This window comes from Streptomyces sp. a15, from assembly GCF_059026085.1.
In genome coordinates this window covers 1-15,846 of record NZ_JBWLKM010000068.1, presented here as the reverse complement: position 1 = coordinate 15,846, position 15,846 = coordinate 1, and the positions used below count along the sequence as shown (strand labels likewise).

General features: G+C 70.4%; 16 protein-coding genes and 2 tRNA genes. 3 read left to right on the top strand and 15 right to left on the bottom strand.

Annotated elements, in window-relative coordinates; all coding sequences use genetic code 11:
• Positions 1 to 31: 31 nt before the first annotated feature.
• The 3 genes from AC5P09_RS39780 to AC5P09_RS39770 all read right to left on the bottom strand — a co-directional run bounded on the left by AC5P09_RS39780 (position 32) and on the right by AC5P09_RS39770 (position 2,205).
• Positions 32 to 104 (bottom strand) — tRNA-Ala (locus tag AC5P09_RS39780).
• 148 nt (positions 105 to 252) lie between these two features.
• Entirely contained in the window at positions 253 to 486 is a 234-nt protein-coding gene (locus AC5P09_RS39775) for a hypothetical protein (RefSeq protein ID WP_053750770.1), read from the bottom strand.
• A 246-nt stretch (positions 487 to 732) separates the two neighbouring features.
• Entirely contained in the window at positions 733 to 2,205 is a 1,473-nt protein-coding gene (locus tag AC5P09_RS39770) for an MFS transporter (protein ID WP_493878572.1), read from the bottom strand.
• Between the two features lie 94 nt (positions 2,206 to 2,299).
• On the opposite strand from AC5P09_RS39770, the gene AC5P09_RS39765 reads away from it, so the two are divergent.
• Complete coding sequence (locus AC5P09_RS39765; protein WP_493878571.1) at positions 2,300 to 3,145, top strand: helix-turn-helix transcriptional regulator; 846 nt, start codon at positions 2,300 to 2,302, stop codon at positions 3,143 to 3,145.
• Between the two features lie 107 nt (positions 3,146 to 3,252).
• On the opposite strand, the gene AC5P09_RS39760 is transcribed toward AC5P09_RS39765, so the two are convergent.
• From AC5P09_RS39760 to AC5P09_RS39730, 7 genes are all read right to left on the bottom strand, one after another.
• Positions 3,253 to 3,325: transfer RNA gene (locus tag AC5P09_RS39760), tRNA-Ala, on the bottom strand.
• 94 nt (positions 3,326 to 3,419) lie between these two features.
• Positions 3,420 to 4,088, bottom strand: a complete 669-nt coding sequence (locus AC5P09_RS39755) for a histidine phosphatase family protein (protein WP_493878570.1) — start codon at positions 4,086 to 4,088, stop codon at positions 3,420 to 3,422.
• Positions 4,085 to 4,528 (bottom strand): ribosome silencing factor, encoded by a 444-nt coding sequence (rsfS, locus tag AC5P09_RS39750; protein ID WP_493878569.1) that lies wholly within the window; start codon positions 4,526 to 4,528, stop codon positions 4,085 to 4,087. The genes AC5P09_RS39755 and rsfS overlap by 4 nt, the downstream gene beginning before the upstream one ends.
• A gap of 127 nt (positions 4,529 to 4,655) precedes the next feature.
• Positions 4,656 to 6,404, bottom strand: a complete 1,749-nt coding sequence (locus AC5P09_RS39745) for an LCP family protein (protein WP_493878568.1) — start codon at positions 6,402 to 6,404, stop codon at positions 4,656 to 4,658.
• 16 nt (positions 6,405 to 6,420) lie between these two features.
• Complete coding sequence (nadD, locus tag AC5P09_RS39740) at positions 6,421 to 7,155, bottom strand: nicotinate-nucleotide adenylyltransferase (RefSeq protein WP_493878567.1); 735 nt, start codon at positions 7,153 to 7,155, stop codon at positions 6,421 to 6,423.
• 104 nt (positions 7,156 to 7,259) lie between these two features.
• Positions 7,260 to 7,424 (bottom strand): hypothetical protein, encoded by a 165-nt coding sequence (locus tag AC5P09_RS39735; RefSeq protein ID WP_266439608.1) that lies wholly within the window; start codon positions 7,422 to 7,424, stop codon positions 7,260 to 7,262.
• Between the two features lie 109 nt (positions 7,425 to 7,533).
• Complete coding sequence (locus AC5P09_RS39730; protein ID WP_107091591.1) at positions 7,534 to 7,695, bottom strand: hypothetical protein; 162 nt, start codon at positions 7,693 to 7,695, stop codon at positions 7,534 to 7,536.
• 114 nt (positions 7,696 to 7,809) lie between these two features.
• Between AC5P09_RS39730 and AC5P09_RS39725 the strand changes: the two genes are divergently transcribed.
• Positions 7,810 to 8,952, top strand: a complete 1,143-nt coding sequence (locus AC5P09_RS39725; RefSeq protein WP_493878566.1) for a M48 family metallopeptidase — start codon at positions 7,810 to 7,812, stop codon at positions 8,950 to 8,952.
• Positions 8,953 to 9,063: 111 nt separating this feature from the next.
• Here the strand turns inward: AC5P09_RS39725 and AC5P09_RS39720 are convergent, their stop codons facing one another.
• From AC5P09_RS39720 to proB, 5 genes are all read right to left on the bottom strand, one after another.
• Positions 9,064 to 10,134 carry an SCO2583 family membrane protein gene (locus AC5P09_RS39720; RefSeq protein WP_493878565.1) on the bottom strand — a complete coding sequence of 357 codons (1,071 nt, stop codon included), beginning with the start codon at positions 10,132 to 10,134 and terminating at the stop codon, positions 9,064 to 9,066.
• A gap of 100 nt (positions 10,135 to 10,234) precedes the next feature.
• Positions 10,235 to 10,813, bottom strand: coding sequence for an SCO2584 family spore wall biosynthesis protein (locus tag AC5P09_RS39715; protein WP_493878564.1), 579 nt, complete (start codon positions 10,811 to 10,813; stop codon positions 10,235 to 10,237).
• A gap of 144 nt (positions 10,814 to 10,957) precedes the next feature.
• Complete coding sequence (locus AC5P09_RS39710) at positions 10,958 to 12,244, bottom strand: glutamate-5-semialdehyde dehydrogenase (RefSeq protein ID WP_493878563.1); 1,287 nt, start codon at positions 12,242 to 12,244, stop codon at positions 10,958 to 10,960.
• Between the two features lie 148 nt (positions 12,245 to 12,392).
• Positions 12,393 to 12,854, bottom strand: coding sequence for a DUF8830 family protein (locus AC5P09_RS39705; protein ID WP_493878591.1), 462 nt, complete (start codon positions 12,852 to 12,854; stop codon positions 12,393 to 12,395).
• A gap of 197 nt (positions 12,855 to 13,051) precedes the next feature.
• Complete coding sequence (gene proB / locus AC5P09_RS39700; protein WP_266448508.1) at positions 13,052 to 14,158, bottom strand: glutamate 5-kinase; 1,107 nt, start codon at positions 14,156 to 14,158, stop codon at positions 13,052 to 13,054.
• Positions 14,159 to 14,363: 205 nt separating this feature from the next.
• On the opposite strand from proB, the gene AC5P09_RS39695 reads away from it, so the two are divergent.
• On the top strand, positions 14,364 to 15,770 hold the full coding sequence (locus AC5P09_RS39695; RefSeq protein WP_493878562.1) for a polysaccharide pyruvyl transferase family protein: 1,407 nt from the start codon (positions 14,364 to 14,366) through the stop codon (positions 15,768 to 15,770).
• Positions 15,771 to 15,846: the final 76 nt, after the last annotated feature.

Sequence of the window (15,846 nt, the reverse complement as noted above, 5' to 3'; positions counted from 1 at the left end):
ATCCTCTTGGATGACCCGCCTTCAACTGTTGTGGAGCTAAGGAGAATTGAACTCCTGACCTCCTGCATGCCATGCAGGCGCTCTACCAACTGAGCTATAGCCCCTCGCGGTCATGCGGCGGAGCCGCATATCGACCGTGTCGCCCGGTTCCCCCGGCGGCGACGCCAACATTACCGGCCCACCGGGGGGAGCACCAAATCGTTTCCGTTCTGTCCGGTTACGCGGATCGATGCCCGATCTCGCGGTGATCACTCATGCCGTGACGAACGAATAGAACCGTTTGAGCGTGCAGTGCTCTTCGAGGAGCCGACCGTAGATCGGCTCCCCCTCCAGTTCCCGGTACGTCTCGATCGGGTCGCCTTTTATGATCAGCGCCCGCGCGCACTCCTCGCACCAGTACTGGTACTCGGGATTGACCGGTTCCATGTCACGGACGATCGGCGTACCGCTGCCGCACCAGTCGCACTTTCGCCTGTGTGCACCCATCGATCAGCTCCAGCTGTGGCCGCAGGCCGTGCACACGTAGGAGATCCCGCCGTTGTCACCGAGAACTTGGGCCACATGGACGGAACCGCAGGAAGGGCAGCTGAGACGGATGACCGTATCCCGTGTCGATGCTGCTTCGCGGAGGTGGCCGACCTCCGCGAGGATGCTCGCAGGCATCACTACTCCCTCCCGTCGGGCCGCGCCCCCTTCCGGCCGTTTGATTCTGCCACGGCCGGGCCAATACGGTCAGCGACGCCTCAGTACCAGTCCGGACACGGCACCCACCGCGGCCGTTCCGGCCAGCGCGAACATGCACGCCAACAGCGCCTCCGCAGAGGTATACGCCTGCGAGGCCCCAAGTGACTCAAGCCGGTTCAAGAACAGTGTGCCGAACACCGCGACGCCGGTCAGCTGGCCGAGCTGGGTGACCGTGGCCAGCAGACCGCTGGCGTCCGCCGCGTTCTCGGCCGGCACCGCGGCCAGCGCCCGGGTGAGCGTCGGGCTGAAGGCGAGCGCGAGCCCGACACCGACGCCGGCGTACGCGACGTACAGCGGCGCACCGCCCTCGTCGCCGCCCTTCAGGGCCAGGCCCACGCCCGCGACCGCCAGCGCGGTGATCACGAAGCCGGCCGGGGTCAGGGCCCGCTGCCAGGACGCCGGCCAGGTGCGCCAGGTCAGACCGACCAGGCCGAAGACGACCGCGGTCGGCGCGAAGGTGAGGCCGGCCCGCAGCGCGCTGTAGCCGAGGCCGCCCTGGACGTGCAGGGTGAGCGCGAACAGGAAGCCGCCGTTGACGGCCATCACCGCCAGGATCCGCAAGACGGCGAGGCCCATGCCGGGATGGCTCAGCACACTGGGCGCGATCAGCGGGGCGCCGCCGCGCCGGGCCAGGCGGGACTCGTACGCGCAGAACAGGCCGAACGCGATCGCGGCCGCGGCCAGCGACAGCCAGGACCACAGCGGCCAGTCCTCTTCCTGGCCGAGCACCAGCGGCACCGTGAACAGCGACACGGCCGCCCCGAGCAGCACCAGGCCGGGCAGGTCGAGGCCGCGCGTCGGCCGCGGGGCCGCGGGGCCGTCCCCGGGCAGCAGCAGGCGGCTGCCGAGGACCAGCAGGACGAGGCCCACCGGCACGTTGACCAGGAACACCGGCCGCCAGCCGGTGCCGAACAGGTCGGCGCTGACCAGGATTCCACCGAGGACCTGCCCGGCGGCGGCGCCGACGGCGAGGACGGCCGAGTAGGCGCCGAGCGCCTTCATCCTGGCCTCGCCGGTGAAGTTGCGCTGGATCAGGCTGAGCACCTGCGGGATCATCACCGCCGAGCCGGCGCCCTGGACCAGCCGGAACACGATCAGTTCGGTGGCGCCCTGCGCCAGACCGCAGGCCAGCGAGGCCGCCGTGAACAGGGCGAGCCCGGCCAGGTGGACCCGGCCGTGCCCGAACCGGTCGCCGAGGCGCGCGCCGGTGATCAGCAGCACGGAGTAGGTGATGGCGTATCCGGCGATCACCAGCTGCACATCCGCGCCGGACGCGTGGAGTTCGGTGGCGATGGTGGGGGCCGCCACATTCACGATGAACACGTCGAGCAGCGCCATGAACTGGGCGGCGAGGACCAGCGCGAGCAGCGCACGGGGCGGATTGTCAGTGGCGGGCGCTTTACTGATCGCAGGACTTGGAACGGGTGCGGGACCTGGCCCCGTCCGGGGAGTTGTCGTCATGCCGTCGAGCCTGGCGTCCCTCCGGTACGGGTGCCGAGTGCCCGCTGATGCTGGTACCGACAGCACCTGGCAGGGGACAGGTGCGGCAACGACGATGGGGGACGTGACGATGGGGACGACACAGCGCCGCCGGCCCGAGCTGGCCACTTTTCTGCGCACGCGGCGGGCCCGGGTGACACCGGCGGACGTGGGCATGCCGCCGGGCTTACGGCGTCGCACACCGGGCCTGCGCCGCGAGGAGGTGGCCCAACTCTCGGGTGTCGGTGTGACCTGGTACACATGGCTGGAGCAGGGCCGGCCGATCAACGCCTCCGCGCAGGTCCTGGACGCCGTGGCACGCACACTGCGCCTCGACCCACCGGAGCGGGAGCACCTGTACCACCTCGCCGAAGTGCCGTACGCACACGCCCCGGAGGCCCTCGCGCAGGCCGTGGGACCAGACGTCCTGGGCATCATCGAGGCCCTCGAACCACGCCCCGCGGTGGTCTACAACTCGCGGTACGACATCCTGGCCGCCAACTCCGTCTACCGCGACCTGTTCCTCTCCGATCCGATGCCGGCCGGGCGCCCGCACAACGCCTTGTGGACGCTGTTCACGGTGCCGGAGAAGGACTGCCCGCTGGTGTTCCGGGAGACGGAGCTGCCGGTGATGGTGGCGACCCTGCGCGCCGCGTACGGACTGCATGCCGGGGAGCCGGTCTGGGAGGACTTCATACTCAGGTTGTCGGCGGCGAGCCCGCTCTTCGCGCGGCTGTGGGAGAGCGGCGACGTGGCAGAACCCGGGCGGCGGGTGAAGACGTTCCGGCACGCGGAGGTGGGCGAGCTGCGGATGACGTCGGTGTCGCTGTCGATCAACGGGATGCCGGAGTGCCGGATCGTGGTCTACACGCCGGACGACGAGGAGACGACCCGGCGCACAGCCCTTCTGAGGAGGGCATAAAAGAAATCCCGCCCCAGCGGGACGGGATCTTCGTCAAGCGATCTTCGACAGCGCACGATCTTTGACAACTCAAGAGTGCAACTCAAGACTGTCGATCTCTCGATCTGTGGAGCTAAGGAGAATTGAACTCCTGACCTCCTGCATGCCATGCAGGCGCTCTACCAACTGAGCTATAGCCCCTTGCGTTCTTCCCGCTCGGCGGGGCGAACAAGAAGAACTTTAGCCTGCGACCTGCCGGAAAGTGAAATCCGGGTCGCGGGCCCTGGTGCCACGCTCAGTCGTCGTCGCCGAGCACCGGCTCCGGCAGGGTGCCGGCGTTGTGCTCGAGCAGGCGCCAGCCGCGCGCCCCCTCGCCGAGGACGGACCAGCAGCAGTTGGAGAGTCCGCCGAGGCTCTCCCAGTGATGGGACTCCAGGCCGAGGAGGCGTCCGATGGTCGTCCGGATCGTGCCGCCGTGGCTGACGACGACGAGCGTGCCGTCGTCGGGAAGCTTCTCGGCGTGCCGCACCACCACGGGGGCGGCGCGGTCGGCGACCTCGGTCTCCAGTTCGCCGCCGCCGCGGCGCACCGGCTCGCCGCGCTTCCACGCCGCGTACTCCTCGCCGTGCCGGGCGATGATCTCCTCGTGCGTCAGCCCCTGCCAGACGCCCGCGTAGGTCTCGCGCAGCCCCTCGTCGTGGGTCACCTCCAGGCCGGTGAGCGCGGCGAGCTCGGCGGCCGTGTTGGCGGCCCGCTGAAGGTCGGAGGCGACGATCGCGTCGGGCTCCAGGGAGGCCAGCAGCCGGGCGGCGCGCTGGGCCTGGAGCAGGCCGGTCTCGGTGAGGGAGACGTCCGTGGTGCCCTGGAAGCGGCGCTCCACGTTCCACGACGTCTGGCCGTGCCGCCAGAGGATCACACGGCGGCCGCGGCCCGGCTTCCGGCCGGCTCCCGCGGGGGCGCTCACCGGGGGTCCCCGAACTCGGCGGCGTCCTCCTCGGCCCGCAGCTTGGCGTGCTCCTCGGCCTTGCCTCGGGTCGCCTTGGCGTCGGCGGGCAGCTCAAGCTCGGGGCAGTCCTTCCACAGCCGTTCCAGGGCGTAGAAGACGCGCTCCTCGCTGTGCTGGACGTGGACGACGATGTCCACGTAGTCGAGCAGGATCCAGCGGGCCTCGCGGTCGCCCTCGCGGCGCACCGGCTTGACGCCGAGCTCCTTCGAGAGCCGCTCCTCGATCTCGTCGACGATCGACTTGACCTGACGGTCGTTGGGCGCGGAGGCCAGCAGGAAGGCGTCGGTGATCGACAGGACGTCGCTGACGTCGTAGGCGATGACGTCGTGCGCCAGTTTGTCGGCGGCCGCCTGGGCGGCGGTGGTGATGAGCTCGAGAGAGCGGTCAGTCGCGGTCACTACAAGGCTTTCGGTCGGCGGACACTTGACACCAAGGGTCTCACGGACAGCCGAGGCCACCCCACGCGATCAGTGGATCACGTGGGGCCGCCCCCGGCCGGCCCGACGGACAGGCTCTTGACGGGCCCTAGGAGGAGCTCGGCTCGTAGTCCTGGCCGAGGACCACGGCGACGTTCGCGCTCCCCGAGACCTTGCCCTTGCTGACGGAGCTGGTGGCCAGGCCCAGGGTCTTGGCGACCTCGGTGGCGTTCTCCTTGTCGGCGGCGTCGGCGTAGACGACCTTGGAGGCGGCCTGGGCCGAGGAGGCCGTGCCGCCTTCCAGGAAGCTGAAGCCGCCGTTGAGGAGGACGACGCGGGCCTTCTCGGTGTTGTCCTTGACGCCGGTGGCGTTCTGGACGGAGACGCTGACGGCCGCGTCCTTGTCGGGGCTCTTCGCGGTGCCGCCGAGCACGTCCTTGACGACGCTGTCGCTTGCCTCGGCGCTCAGCGTGCCGTCGGTCTGCACGGGCAGCAGCGCGGTCTTGTAGTCGCCGCCCTTGGCACGGTCGGCGAGCTTGGCGAGGAAGGTGCCGAGGTCCTTGTCGGTGAGCGACGGGTCGAGGATCTGCGCCAGCGTCTGCACGGTGGTGGTCGCCGCCGTGGGGTCGGAGGACAGCTTGCGCAGCACACTCTGCATGACCTGGCCGAACCGCTCCAGCTGGGCGTTCTGGGCCTCGCCGGAGGCGCGGTAGGTGGCGTAGGCGACGGCCGCCTTGCCGCTGAGCGTCTGGCCCTTCCCCTTGTTCACCAGGGGCGCCTCGCCCTTCTTGGCGTCCGGGTCGGCCACGACGGCGTTGGTGTCGACCTCGATGTTGCCGACGAGGTCGACCAGGTTCTGCAGGTAGGGGGTGTCGAGGCGCCAGGTGCCCTCGATGTCGGTTCCGAGGACACCGTCGAGGGAGTCGCGGGTACCGGAGGAGCCGTCGTCCTCGACCGACTTGGCGAGGGTGGTCGTGGTGCCGCCGTCGTCCGTCAGGACGAGGGAGTTGGGCAGCAGGACGGTGGTGCCCTGCTTGGTGGTGGTGTTGTCGACGAGCAGTGCCGTGGACGTGCCGCCCTGCGCGGTGTTGTGCAGGTGGACGACGATCACGTCACGGTTCTGGGCGCCGACGGCGGTGGCTGTTCCGGTCTTCGCGTCCGAGGACGAGGACAGTCCGGGCAGCTTCCCGGCATACCAGAGGTAGCCGGCGCCGCCGACCGCGACCAGCGCCAGCACCACCACGAGGGCGACGAGGCGGCTGCGGGCGCGGCGCTTGGCCTCCTCGCGGCGCTCGGTGCGGTTCTCGGTGAAGTTCAACCAGTCGATGACATCTTCGGAGTCGCCGTCGGGCTCCTCGACGAAGGCGAACTGCTCGGTGCGGTAGTCCCGTTCGCCCTTGGCCGGGTGGTTCCCGTCGGCGTCGGAGCGGTGGTCCCGCTCAGGGATGTCCGTCTGCTCGGGCGGGCCGGCCTGCTGCGGGATGTAGGCGGTCTGTTCGACGACGCGGGGCTGCTGACCGCTGGTGGCCTCCCGGCCGTAGGGGTCGTACGAGGGCGCCTGCCCGCCGGCCTGCTGGGCACCGGTGCCGTAGGGGTCGTAGGGCGGTGGCACGGGTGCCTGCCGACCGGTGTCGTACGGGTCGTACGGAGGGGCCGGCTGCTGCCCGCCCGTGGCGTACGGGTCGTAGCCGTAGCCCTGCTGCTGCGCGTACGGATCGTACGGCTGCTGGGGGGCCTGCTGCGGCTGTTGCTGCGGCGGGGCCGGCTGGTACATCGGCCGGCCGTACTCGTCGTAGCCGACGAGCTCGTACCGGTCGTCGTGGTTGCCGCCGTATCCCGCGTCGTATCGGTCGTTCACCGGTGCCCCTCTCGGCTCACTCGCCGCGGTACAGCTCGCGCTTGTCGATGTAGCGCACGACTCCGTCCGGCACCAGATACCAGACGGGGTCGCCCTTGGCGACTCTCGCACGGCAGTCGGTGGAGGAGATGGCGAGGGCGGGGACCTCGACGAGCGAGACACCGCCCTCGGGGAGCCCGGGGTCGGACAGGACGTGGCCCGGCCGGGTGACCCCGATGAAGTGTGCGAGGGAGAACAGCTCTTCCGCGTCCCGCCAGGTCAGGATCTGGCCGAGGGCGTCGGCGCCGGTGATGAAGAAGAGGTCGGTGTCGGGGTTGAGCGCGCGCAGGTCACGCAGGGTGTCCGCGGTGTAGGTGGCGCCGCCGCGGTCGATATCGATGCGGCTGACCGAGAACTGGGGGTTCTCGGCGGTCGCGATGACCGTCATCAAGTAGCGGTCCTCGGCCGGGGAGACCGTGCGGTGGCTCTTCTGCCACGGCTGGCCGGTCGGGACGAACACCACCTCGTCCAGGTGGAACTGCGCGGCGACCTCGCTGGCCGCCACGAGGTGCCCGTGGTGGATCGGGTCGAACGTCCCGCCCATGACGCCGAGGCGGCGCTTGCCGGGGTTCGACGGTCCGTTGCCGGCGCCGCTCGACGGACGGTTCCCGACGCCGCGACCCGGACCTCTCCCGGTGGCGCTCACCGGGCGGGCTTCCGTGCCGTTCGGCGTGTCGTTCGCCGGACCGGTAGGCATGTCCTGCTCTCCCATGCGTGCAGACCCTACCGGCCCGGCCTGAGAGCCCCGGCCGAGAGATCCCCGGGACGGCCCGTGCGGGACGCCCCTGCCGGATTCCTGCCGGGCTCGCGCCGGGCTCAGCGGTCGCGGTTGAAACGGGTCGTGATCCACAGCAGAAGCATCAGGATGACGAAGGCGGCCCCGCCGGTCACCAGCGGGTCGAGGCTCTCGTGGTTGCCGCCGTGCTCCTCGCCCTCGGCGGCAAGGGTGACCAACTGGGCAGCGGTGCTGTGGAAGCTCATCTTCGGCAGGACCTATCCGGTGTGGGCGGGATAAACACGTCGGCCCATGGTAAGCGGGCGGTCCGACGCCGATCACGCCGACTCCGCTATTGGGAACCTTCGCCCCGCCTCAGTCGTCTTTCCGCTTGTACCCCCGCAGCAGGAACCACGCGGTCAGCACACAGCCCAGCACCATCACGATCAGTACGACCCGGAGCAAATTCCCCGCCCCCTGCTGCTCGGCGGCGCGCGCGGCCTCGGCGAGCCAGGCGGCCCGGGGGTTGTGCTCCATGGCGCGGAACTCCTTCGCTGTAGTGCCCGTCCACGGTAACTCCGCCTAGGCTGGGCCCAGCTTCGGGGGAGCAAAGGGCCGCACAAAGATCCGCAAAGGGCCACACACACGCACATGGGGGAAGACATGTCCGACGGCCACCAGCAGAACGGGCACGAGAACGTGCCGAGCAGGCAACGCAGGCGCTTCCCGGGGATCTCCTCCCGTGCGTACGAGCACCCGGCCGACCGCTCCGCCCTGGTGGCGCTGCGCAAGCTGAGCGGCTTCGACACGGTCTTCAAGGCGCTGAGCGGTCTGCTGCCCGAGCGCAGCCTGAGGCTGCTGTTCCTGTCCGACTCGGTGCGCGTCTCCGACCAGCAGTTCGCGCACCTCAACGACATGCTGCGGGACGCCTGTTACATCCTGGACCTGGAGAAGGTCCCGCCGATGTACGTCAACCAGGACCCGCAGCCCAACGCCATGTGCATCGGCCTGGACGAGCCGATCATCGTCGTCACCACGGGCCTCGTCGAGCTGCTCGACGAGGAGGAGATGCGGGCGGTGATCGGGCATGAGGTGGGCCACGCCCTGTCCGGCCACTCGGTCTACCGCACCATCCTGCTGTTCCTGACCAGCCTCGCCCTCAAGGTGGCCTGGATCCCGCTCGGCAACCTCGCGATCATGGCGATCGTGACGGCGCTGCGCGAGTGGTTCCGCAAGTCGGAGCTGTCCGCGGACCGCGCGGGCCTCCTGGTCGGCCAGGACCTCACGGCCTCGATGCGCGGCCTGATGAAGCTCGCCGGTGGCAACCATCTGCACGAGATGAACGTGGACTCGTTCCTGAAGCAGGCCGAGGAGTACGAGGCCGGCGGCGACCTGCGCGACTCGGTGCTGAAGATCCTGAACGTGCTGCCGCGCTCCCACCCCTTCACCACCATCCGGGCGGCCGAGCTGAAGAAGTGGTCCGAGTCCCGGGACTACCAGCGGATCATGGACGGCCACTACCCGCGGCGCGCCGAGGACAAGGACACCTCGGTCACGGACTCGTTCCGCGAGTCGGCGTCGAGCTACGCCAGCAACGTCAAGAGCTCCAAGGACCCGCTGATGAAGCTGGTCAGCGACCTCGCCGGCGGGGCCGGGGACCTGGGCGGCCGGGTGCGGCGCGGCTTCGGCGGCTTCGCGAGCTCGGCACCGCAGGACCGGCCGCCGACGGACCCGACGGACCCGACGGACCCGACGGACGAGCCGGGCCCGGACACGCCCCCGCGGGACAACTGACCGAGACGGCTGACCGAGGGGTGTCCTCGCAGCCGACGGAACCAAAGAGTCCCGTCGGCTGCTCACACCTCCGGCTGCTCGCCGCTCCGGCCGCTCACACCTCCCGGCCGCTCACACCTTCGGCTGCGCGCTCGTCGCCAGCGATCCGCACAGCGGCGTCGCGCCGCCCGTCGCGTACGGGTCCGTGCCCGCGGGGCCGCCTGCCTTGGCGGTCTGGCCGGCGAGCAGCGGGTGCAGGCGGTTGGTGGAGTCCTCGGCGCAGGACAGCGGACCCGCCTGCACATAGGAGACGACGAGCTGGGTGGTGTGCAGCCGCAGGTCGTCGCGGTCGAAGCGGAAGTGCAGCTCGCGGCGGACGGTGAACAAGGACGCCTCGGCCTTGTCGCCGGCGCCGGGGGCCCGTAGCGCGTACACGAAGGTGTGGTCCGCGGTGACCTCGAGCGTGGACGAGTCGGTCTCGGCGGCCTGGAGCGTGCCCTGGACCCTGATCTTGCCGTCGGCCAGCTCGGCGCCGGACGGGTCGAAGCGAACCAGCCATCCCGTGGGAGCGTGCCGTCCGTCGGCGGCCGGGCGGTCGAAACTCTCGTCGAACTGGCCGAGTTGGTCCGCGTCGAGCAGTACGCGCACCGGACGGACCTGTCGGCCGGTGAGGACCTCCGGGTAGAGCGAGGACCGGACGATGTAGTCCTTGGCGGTGGTCAGGGCGGCGACCACCTGGCTGTCCGAGAAGTGCGCGGTGCGCCGGGAGGCGGGCAGCGGGATGCCTTCGGCGCCGATGCGGTACTGCGCGGCGGGGCTGTGCGCGTACAGGTACTCGGTGTCGGTGTGCCCGGGCACCTTGCCCTGCGGGGCGAGCGGGATGACGGTCATCCGCAGGGGCTCGACGGGCTGCTGCGCGGCGGGGGTCTGGTAGGGATGCCGTACGCCCATGTAGATCGCGGTGCCGAAGGCGACTGCGATCAGCAGGACCAGGATCAGCGCCTGCCGGGACAGGCCTCGGCGCAGCGGGGGCCGGCGGCGTACGGCGGGCGCGTGGTCGGCGATGCGCTCCTGCGCGGAGAACTCCTGGAGGCGGGCAGCGCGGACGAACGACTCGTCGAAGACGACGGATCGGTACTCGTCCTCTCCACCTCCGGGGCCGCCCTCGGGTGTCCCCTCAGGTGGGTTTCCAGGCCCGCCCATATCTTCAGGGTAGGTCGCCGGGCCCTCGGGTAAACGCCCCCCTGCGCGACAACTTCTGACAGGTTCTCACCAGGACCGGGCACGGGCCGGCGGCCGGCGTTCAGGGCGTGCGCGGCACGGCGGAGACGGCTGGCTGGGAGTAGTCGGCGGACGCGGAGGGCGCCGCCGAGGTGCCGTGTTCCAGGCCGGTCGAGGTGGGCGGCGGAACCGGGCCCCCGCCGTCGGAGGAGGCGCTGCGGTAGACCGCCGCGAACGCCAGTGCGACCATGCCGATGCCCATCACGAGGGCGAGCATCCAGGCGACGGGACGGTGCCAGCGGACCTGTTTGCCGTACGTCCCGGGGGCGCCGTAGCGGCCTTCGAGGATGTCGGCGTCGTCCAGGTCGTCGAGTTCCGGATCATGGCCGAATCCGGTGGGGTCGTCGGGGCCGTAGCCGTCCTCGTAGCGCTCGCCCCTGCCGAGGGCCGCCCGGCGGGCCTCGGCCTCGGAGGCCTCCGCTCTCGCCTGCGCGGCGGCAAGGAGGCGCTCGACGGCGGTCGGCTCGTGCACCACGGCCGCCCGTACGAAGTCCTCGTCGAAGACCACGGAGGCGAACTCTTCGTCCGACACCCCGCGGTCGTGGTCGTCGTCGGGCTCCCAGCCGTCAGGGAACGGCGTGCCCCCCACGTCCTCCGGCACGGATCCAGAGTAGACCTGGGGGGTCAATTTGGGCAGACGGTATGGAAATTCATCCGCTGGATGAGACATCTCTTCCTGCGGCACGCACCAGGAAAGGGCGCGCGCGGCGGGGGCATGTCCCTGCCGCGCGCCAGGTCGTGCGCCTCAGCGCCGTACGTGCCCGTCCCCGGTGACGATGTACTTCGTGCTGGTCAGCTCCGGCAGACCCATCGGTCCGCGCGCGTGCAGCTTCTGCGTGGAGATGCCGATCTCCGCGCCGAAGCCGAACTGGCCGCCGTCGGTGAACCGGGTGGAGGCGTTGACCGCGACCGTCGTGGAGTCGACCAGCTGGGTGAAGCGGCGGGCCGCCTGCTGGGAGGTGGTGACGATGGCCTCGGTGTGGCCGGAGGTCCACAGGCGGATGTGCTCGACGGCCTTGTCGAGGGAGTCGACGACCGCTGCGGCGATGTCGTAGGACAGGTACTCCGTCTCCCAGTCCTCCGGGGTGGCCTCCACGACCGTGGCCTTGGAGTCCTTGGCGTACGCCAGGACCCGCTCGTCGGCGTGCACGGTCACTCCGGCCTCCGCGAGGGCGTCCAGGGCGCGCGGCAGGAACCGGGGGGCGATGTCCTGGTGGACGAGGAGCGTCTCGGCGGCGTTGCAGACGCTGACGCGGTGCGCCTTGGAGTTGATCAGGATGTCGATGGCCATGTCGAGGTCGGCATTCGCGTCGACGTAGACGTGGCAGTTGCCGGTGCCGGTCTCGATGACCGGGACGATCGACTCGGTGACGACGGTCTGGATGAGGGAGGCGCCGCCACGCGGGATGAGCACGTCGACCAGGCCGCGTGCCCGCATCAGCTCGCGCACGCTCTCGCGGCTCTCGCCGGGCACCAGCTGCACGGCGTCGGCGGGCAGGCCGGCCCCGCCCACGGCGTCGCGGAGCACCCGCACGAGCGCGCTGTTCGATTCGTACGCGGAGCCCGAGCCGCGCAGCAGCACCGCGTTGCCGGACTTCAGGCACAGCGCCGCCGCGTCCACCGTCACGTTCGGGCGGGCCTCGTAGATGATGCCGACCACGCCGAGCGGGACGCGGACCTGGCGCAGGTCGATGCCGTTCGGCAGGGTCGAGCCGCGGACGATCTCGCCGACCGGGTCGGGCAGCGCGACGACGTCCCGCACGTCGGAGGCGATGGCCCGCACCCGCTCCGGCGTCAGCGTCAGCCGGTCGACGATGGCCTCACTGGTGCCGGCCTCGCGGGCCTTGGCGATGTCCTTGGCGTTGGCCTCGACGATCTCGCTCGTACGGACCTCCAGCGCGTCCGCGATGGCGAGCAGCGCGTCGTCCTTCTCGGCCCGCGGCAGCGGGGCGAGGTCGGCGGCGGCGGCTTTGGCGCGGTAGGCGGCCTGGGTGACCGGGGACATGGCGTCGTACGGCGAAAGCGTGGTCATAAGGGAAGCGTAGTGCGCCGGACGGGTGCGTCCACCGGGCGTTCCACACCGCGAGACTCCCCTTTGCGCCTAGACCGGCGCCGCTCTCGCGGACGTGGTTGCTCGCCGTGGGGGTTCCTCAATGGATGGTTACGGTCCGTGGTCGTGTTCAAAACGGATGGACTCCTACCGGCGTCGCCGGTGCCGGTCCGTAGCCCTCGGCGATGCGCTGCTGGTAGGTCTCCCGGTCGATGACCTCCAGGCCGACGATCTCCCAGGGCGGGAGCTGGGCGGTCTGGCGGTGCTCGCCCCACAGGCGCAGGGCCACGGCGGCCGCGTCGTGCAGGTCGCGGGCCTCTTCCCAGTAGCGGATCTCCGCGTGGTCGTTGGCGTATCTGCTGGTCAGCAGAAAGGGGTGGTCGTGGGCCAGCTGTTCGAGGCCGCGCCGCACCTCCTTCAGCGGGGCCTCCTTGCCGGAGACGCTGAGGGTGACGTGCCACAGGCGCGGCAGGTCCTCCGGCTTCTCGTACCGGTCGCCGGCCGCGACGCTCGTCAGGGCACGCTCCTCGCCGGCCGCGCGCGCGGAGGTACCACCGGTACCGCCGCGGGCCGCCGACGCCCCAGGGCGCACTCGTCTCACGACGGCCTCCTTTACCCAATGGCCGAGCAGCGCTCGTGCTCGTGGTCTGCGGAACGTGTCCCTGAGACAAAGTTGAGCAGGCCGGGGGCGTCCGTGGGGCGGTTTTGCGGAACGTCCACCTGAGGGCGACGCCATTGCCGGGTCGTTCACCCCGTTTTCGGGTGAGCCGGGGCCCGACGGCGGGATTTTCAGGGGTGCAGGATCACCAGGTCGTCCCGGTGCACGACCTCGCGCTCGTACGCCGGTCCCAGCTCACGGGCGAGTTCCCGGGTGGAGCGGCCGATCAGCCGGGGGATCTCCTTGGCGTCGAAGTTGACGAGTCCGCGGGCCACCGCGTTCCCCTCGCCGTCCCTCAGTTCGACCGGGTCGCCCGCGGTGAACTCGCCCTCGACGGAGGCGATTCCGGCCGGCAGCAGCGACTTGCGGCGGTCCACGACCGCGCGCACCGCCCCGTCGTCCAGGGTCAGCGAGCCCTGCGGGGTGGACGCGTGCTGGAGCCACAGCATCCGGTCGGCGGAGCGCTTGTCGGCGGGGTGGAAGTAGGTGCCGGTGTCGCCGCCGGTCAGCGCGTCGGCCGCATGGATGGTGCTGGTGAGCACGACGGGGATGCCGGCGGCGGCCGCGATCCGGGCGGCCTCGACCTTGGTGACCATGCCGCCGGTGCCTACGCCGGCCTTGCCGGCGCTGCCGATGTCCACCCCGGAGAGGTCGGCGGGCCCGCGCACCTCCGCTATCCGCGAGGTGCCCGGCTTGCTGGGGTCGCCGTCGTACACGCCGTCGATGTCGGAGAGCAGGACCAGCAGATCGGCGTGGACGAGGTGGGCGACGAGCGCGGCGAGCCGGTCGTTGTCGCCGAAGCGGATCTCGTCCGTGGCGACGGTGTCGTTCTCGTTGACGATCGGGAGGGCGCCCATGGCGAGGAGTTTGTCGAGGGTGCGGGAGGCGTTGCGGTGGTGGGCGCGCCGGCTCATGTCGTCGGAGGTCAGCAGCACCTGGCCGACGCGGATGCCGTAGCGCGCGAAGGAGGCGGTGTAGCGGGCGACCAGCAGCCCCTGTCCGACGCTGGCGGCGGCCTGTTGCCGGGCCAGGTCCTTGGGGCGGCGGCGCAGCCCGAGCGGGGCGAGACCGGCGGCGATGGCACCGGAGGAGACGAGGACGATCTCCTTCTCCCCACCGCTGCGGCTCTTGGCGAGGACGTCGACGAGCGCGTCGACCCGGTCGGCGTCCAGTCCGCCGGAGGCCGTGGTCAGCGACGAGGAACCCACCTTGACGACGATCCTGCGGGCCTCGCTCACGGCCTGCCTTGCCCCTGCCACCTTGCGTTCCGTCCCCTCGCACCTCGGCTGCCTCGCAATCTACGCGAACGGGGTGGTGGGACGCGCGCCGGTCCATCCCCCGGACACGCGCCACGTCACTCTTTGCTCACGCTTCGCGTACGGCAAAAAGGTTGTACGGGTTCCGTATAGAAATGAACGTCTGGCAAAACTTAGATTGAAGTTCGTGTCGCACACCGTTCGCCCCTCAAAGCGCATTCTCCTCAGGTCGGGGAAGAGCCCATATGACGTCGTCCCCGTCGAGGAAGCCCTCCACCGGGACGTCATCGCCACCAACTCCGGCAACCTGATCTTCAGTGATGCCACCCACAAGATCCTTCAGACGCCCGGGACCGAGGTCGTCTCCAACGGGGTCAGGACCGAGGTGGCGGCCGCCGGGAAGATCAACGAGGAGTACGACGCCTTCGTCGTACCGCTGGCCAACGCGTTCCGGCCGTCGTTCGAGGCGCAGCTCAAGCGGCTCACCCGGCTGATCGGCAAGCTGCGCATCCCGGTCGTGGTGGTCGGCGTCGGCGCGCAGTCCGGGCTCGACTACAACCCCGCGCGGCTCAAGCCCATGGAGCAGTCGGTACGGGAGTTCGTCTCGGCGGTGCTCGACCACAGCGCCTCGATCGGGGTGCGGGGGGAGTTCACCGAGAAGTACCTCAAGGACATGGGGTTCCGGGACGTCGAGGTGATCGGCTGCCCGTCGCTGTTCCTCTACGGCAAGGAACTCGCCGTGGAGAAGCGGGTGCCGGCGCTGACCGCGGAGTCCCGCATCGCGATCAACGGCTCGCACAACGCGGTGCAGAAGCAGGGCCTGGACCGGATCATCCGCCGAACCCACGAGCGCTACCCGTACCTGCGCTTCATAGGCCAGAACATCAGCGACGCACGGCAGTTGCACTGGCGGGACCTGTCGGACGCCAACGGCCGGGTCACGTCGATGCCCACGCATCCCGACCACCCGATGTACCGGGAGGACAAGGTCCGCGTCTACGTCGACCCGGTCACCTGGATCGACGACCTGCGCGCCTTCGACTTCTCCTTCGGCTCCCGCATCCACGGCAACATCGCCGCGCTGCTGGCGGGCACGCCCGCGACCGTCCTGTGCGGCGACTCACGGACGCTGGAGCTGTGCCGCTACTTCGAGATCCCGCACCGCCTCATCAAGGGGCTGCCCGGCGACCTCGACCCGGCAGGGCTCTACGAGGAAGCCGACTTCACCGGCCTGGTCAGCGGCCACCACGCGCGCTTCGAGCGGTTCACCGCCTTCCTCGACCGGAACGGCCTGGAGAACACCTTCACGCACGGCGACGGCGGCGCCGCCTTCGACGACCGCATGCGCACCCTGTCCTTCCCGGCCGGCGTCCGCCCCTGGAACGACACCGACCTCTCCTCGCTCACCTCCCGGTTCGGCTGGCTGAACGGCCGTATCGACGAACTGTCCAAGGACAACGCGAGGTTGGAGCGGGAGCTGGCACGAACCGGTGTCAAGGCGACGGCGACCGCGGCCCCGGCCTCGGTGTACCGGCGGGCTCGGCGGATGGTGGGGCGGCCCATTCGGAAGGTGATGCAGTCGGGGCGGGGCTAGGGGTGTTTCGAAAGTCCTGTGCGGTGCCCGCGGTGTTCGGTGCGTGCCATCGGCGTGCCGGACGAAGGCCCTCGTA

What these genes read in the sequence shown, in the direction of transcription:
- nadD (WP_493878567.1), bottom strand. Translation starts at nt 7,155, where the DNA reads ATGGGAGAGCAGGACATGCCTACCGGTCCGGCGAACGACACGCCGAAC.
- AC5P09_RS39775 (WP_053750770.1), bottom strand. Translation starts at nt 486, where the DNA reads ATGGGTGCACACAGGCGAAAGTGCGACTGGTGCGGCAGCGGTACGCCG.
- AC5P09_RS39710 (WP_493878563.1), bottom strand. Translation starts at nt 12,244, where the DNA reads ATGACCACGCTTTCGCCGTACGACGCCATGTCCCCGGTCACCCAGGCC.
- AC5P09_RS39730 (WP_107091591.1), bottom strand. Translation starts at nt 7,695, where the DNA reads ATGGAGCACAACCCCCGGGCCGCCTGGCTCGCCGAGGCCGCGCGCGCC.
- AC5P09_RS39770 (WP_493878572.1), bottom strand. Translation starts at nt 2,205, where the DNA reads ATGACGACAACTCCCCGGACGGGGCCAGGTCCCGCACCCGTTCCAAGT.
- AC5P09_RS39765 (WP_493878571.1), top strand. Translation starts at nt 2,300, where the DNA reads ATGGGGGACGTGACGATGGGGACGACACAGCGCCGCCGGCCCGAGCTG.
- AC5P09_RS39720 (WP_493878565.1), bottom strand. Translation starts at nt 10,134, where the DNA reads ATGGGCGGGCCTGGAAACCCACCTGAGGGGACACCCGAGGGCGGCCCC.
- AC5P09_RS39735 (WP_266439608.1), bottom strand. Translation starts at nt 7,424, where the DNA reads ATGAGCTTCCACAGCACCGCTGCCCAGTTGGTCACCCTTGCCGCCGAG.
- AC5P09_RS39725 (WP_493878566.1), top strand. Translation starts at nt 7,810, where the DNA reads ATGGGGGAAGACATGTCCGACGGCCACCAGCAGAACGGGCACGAGAAC.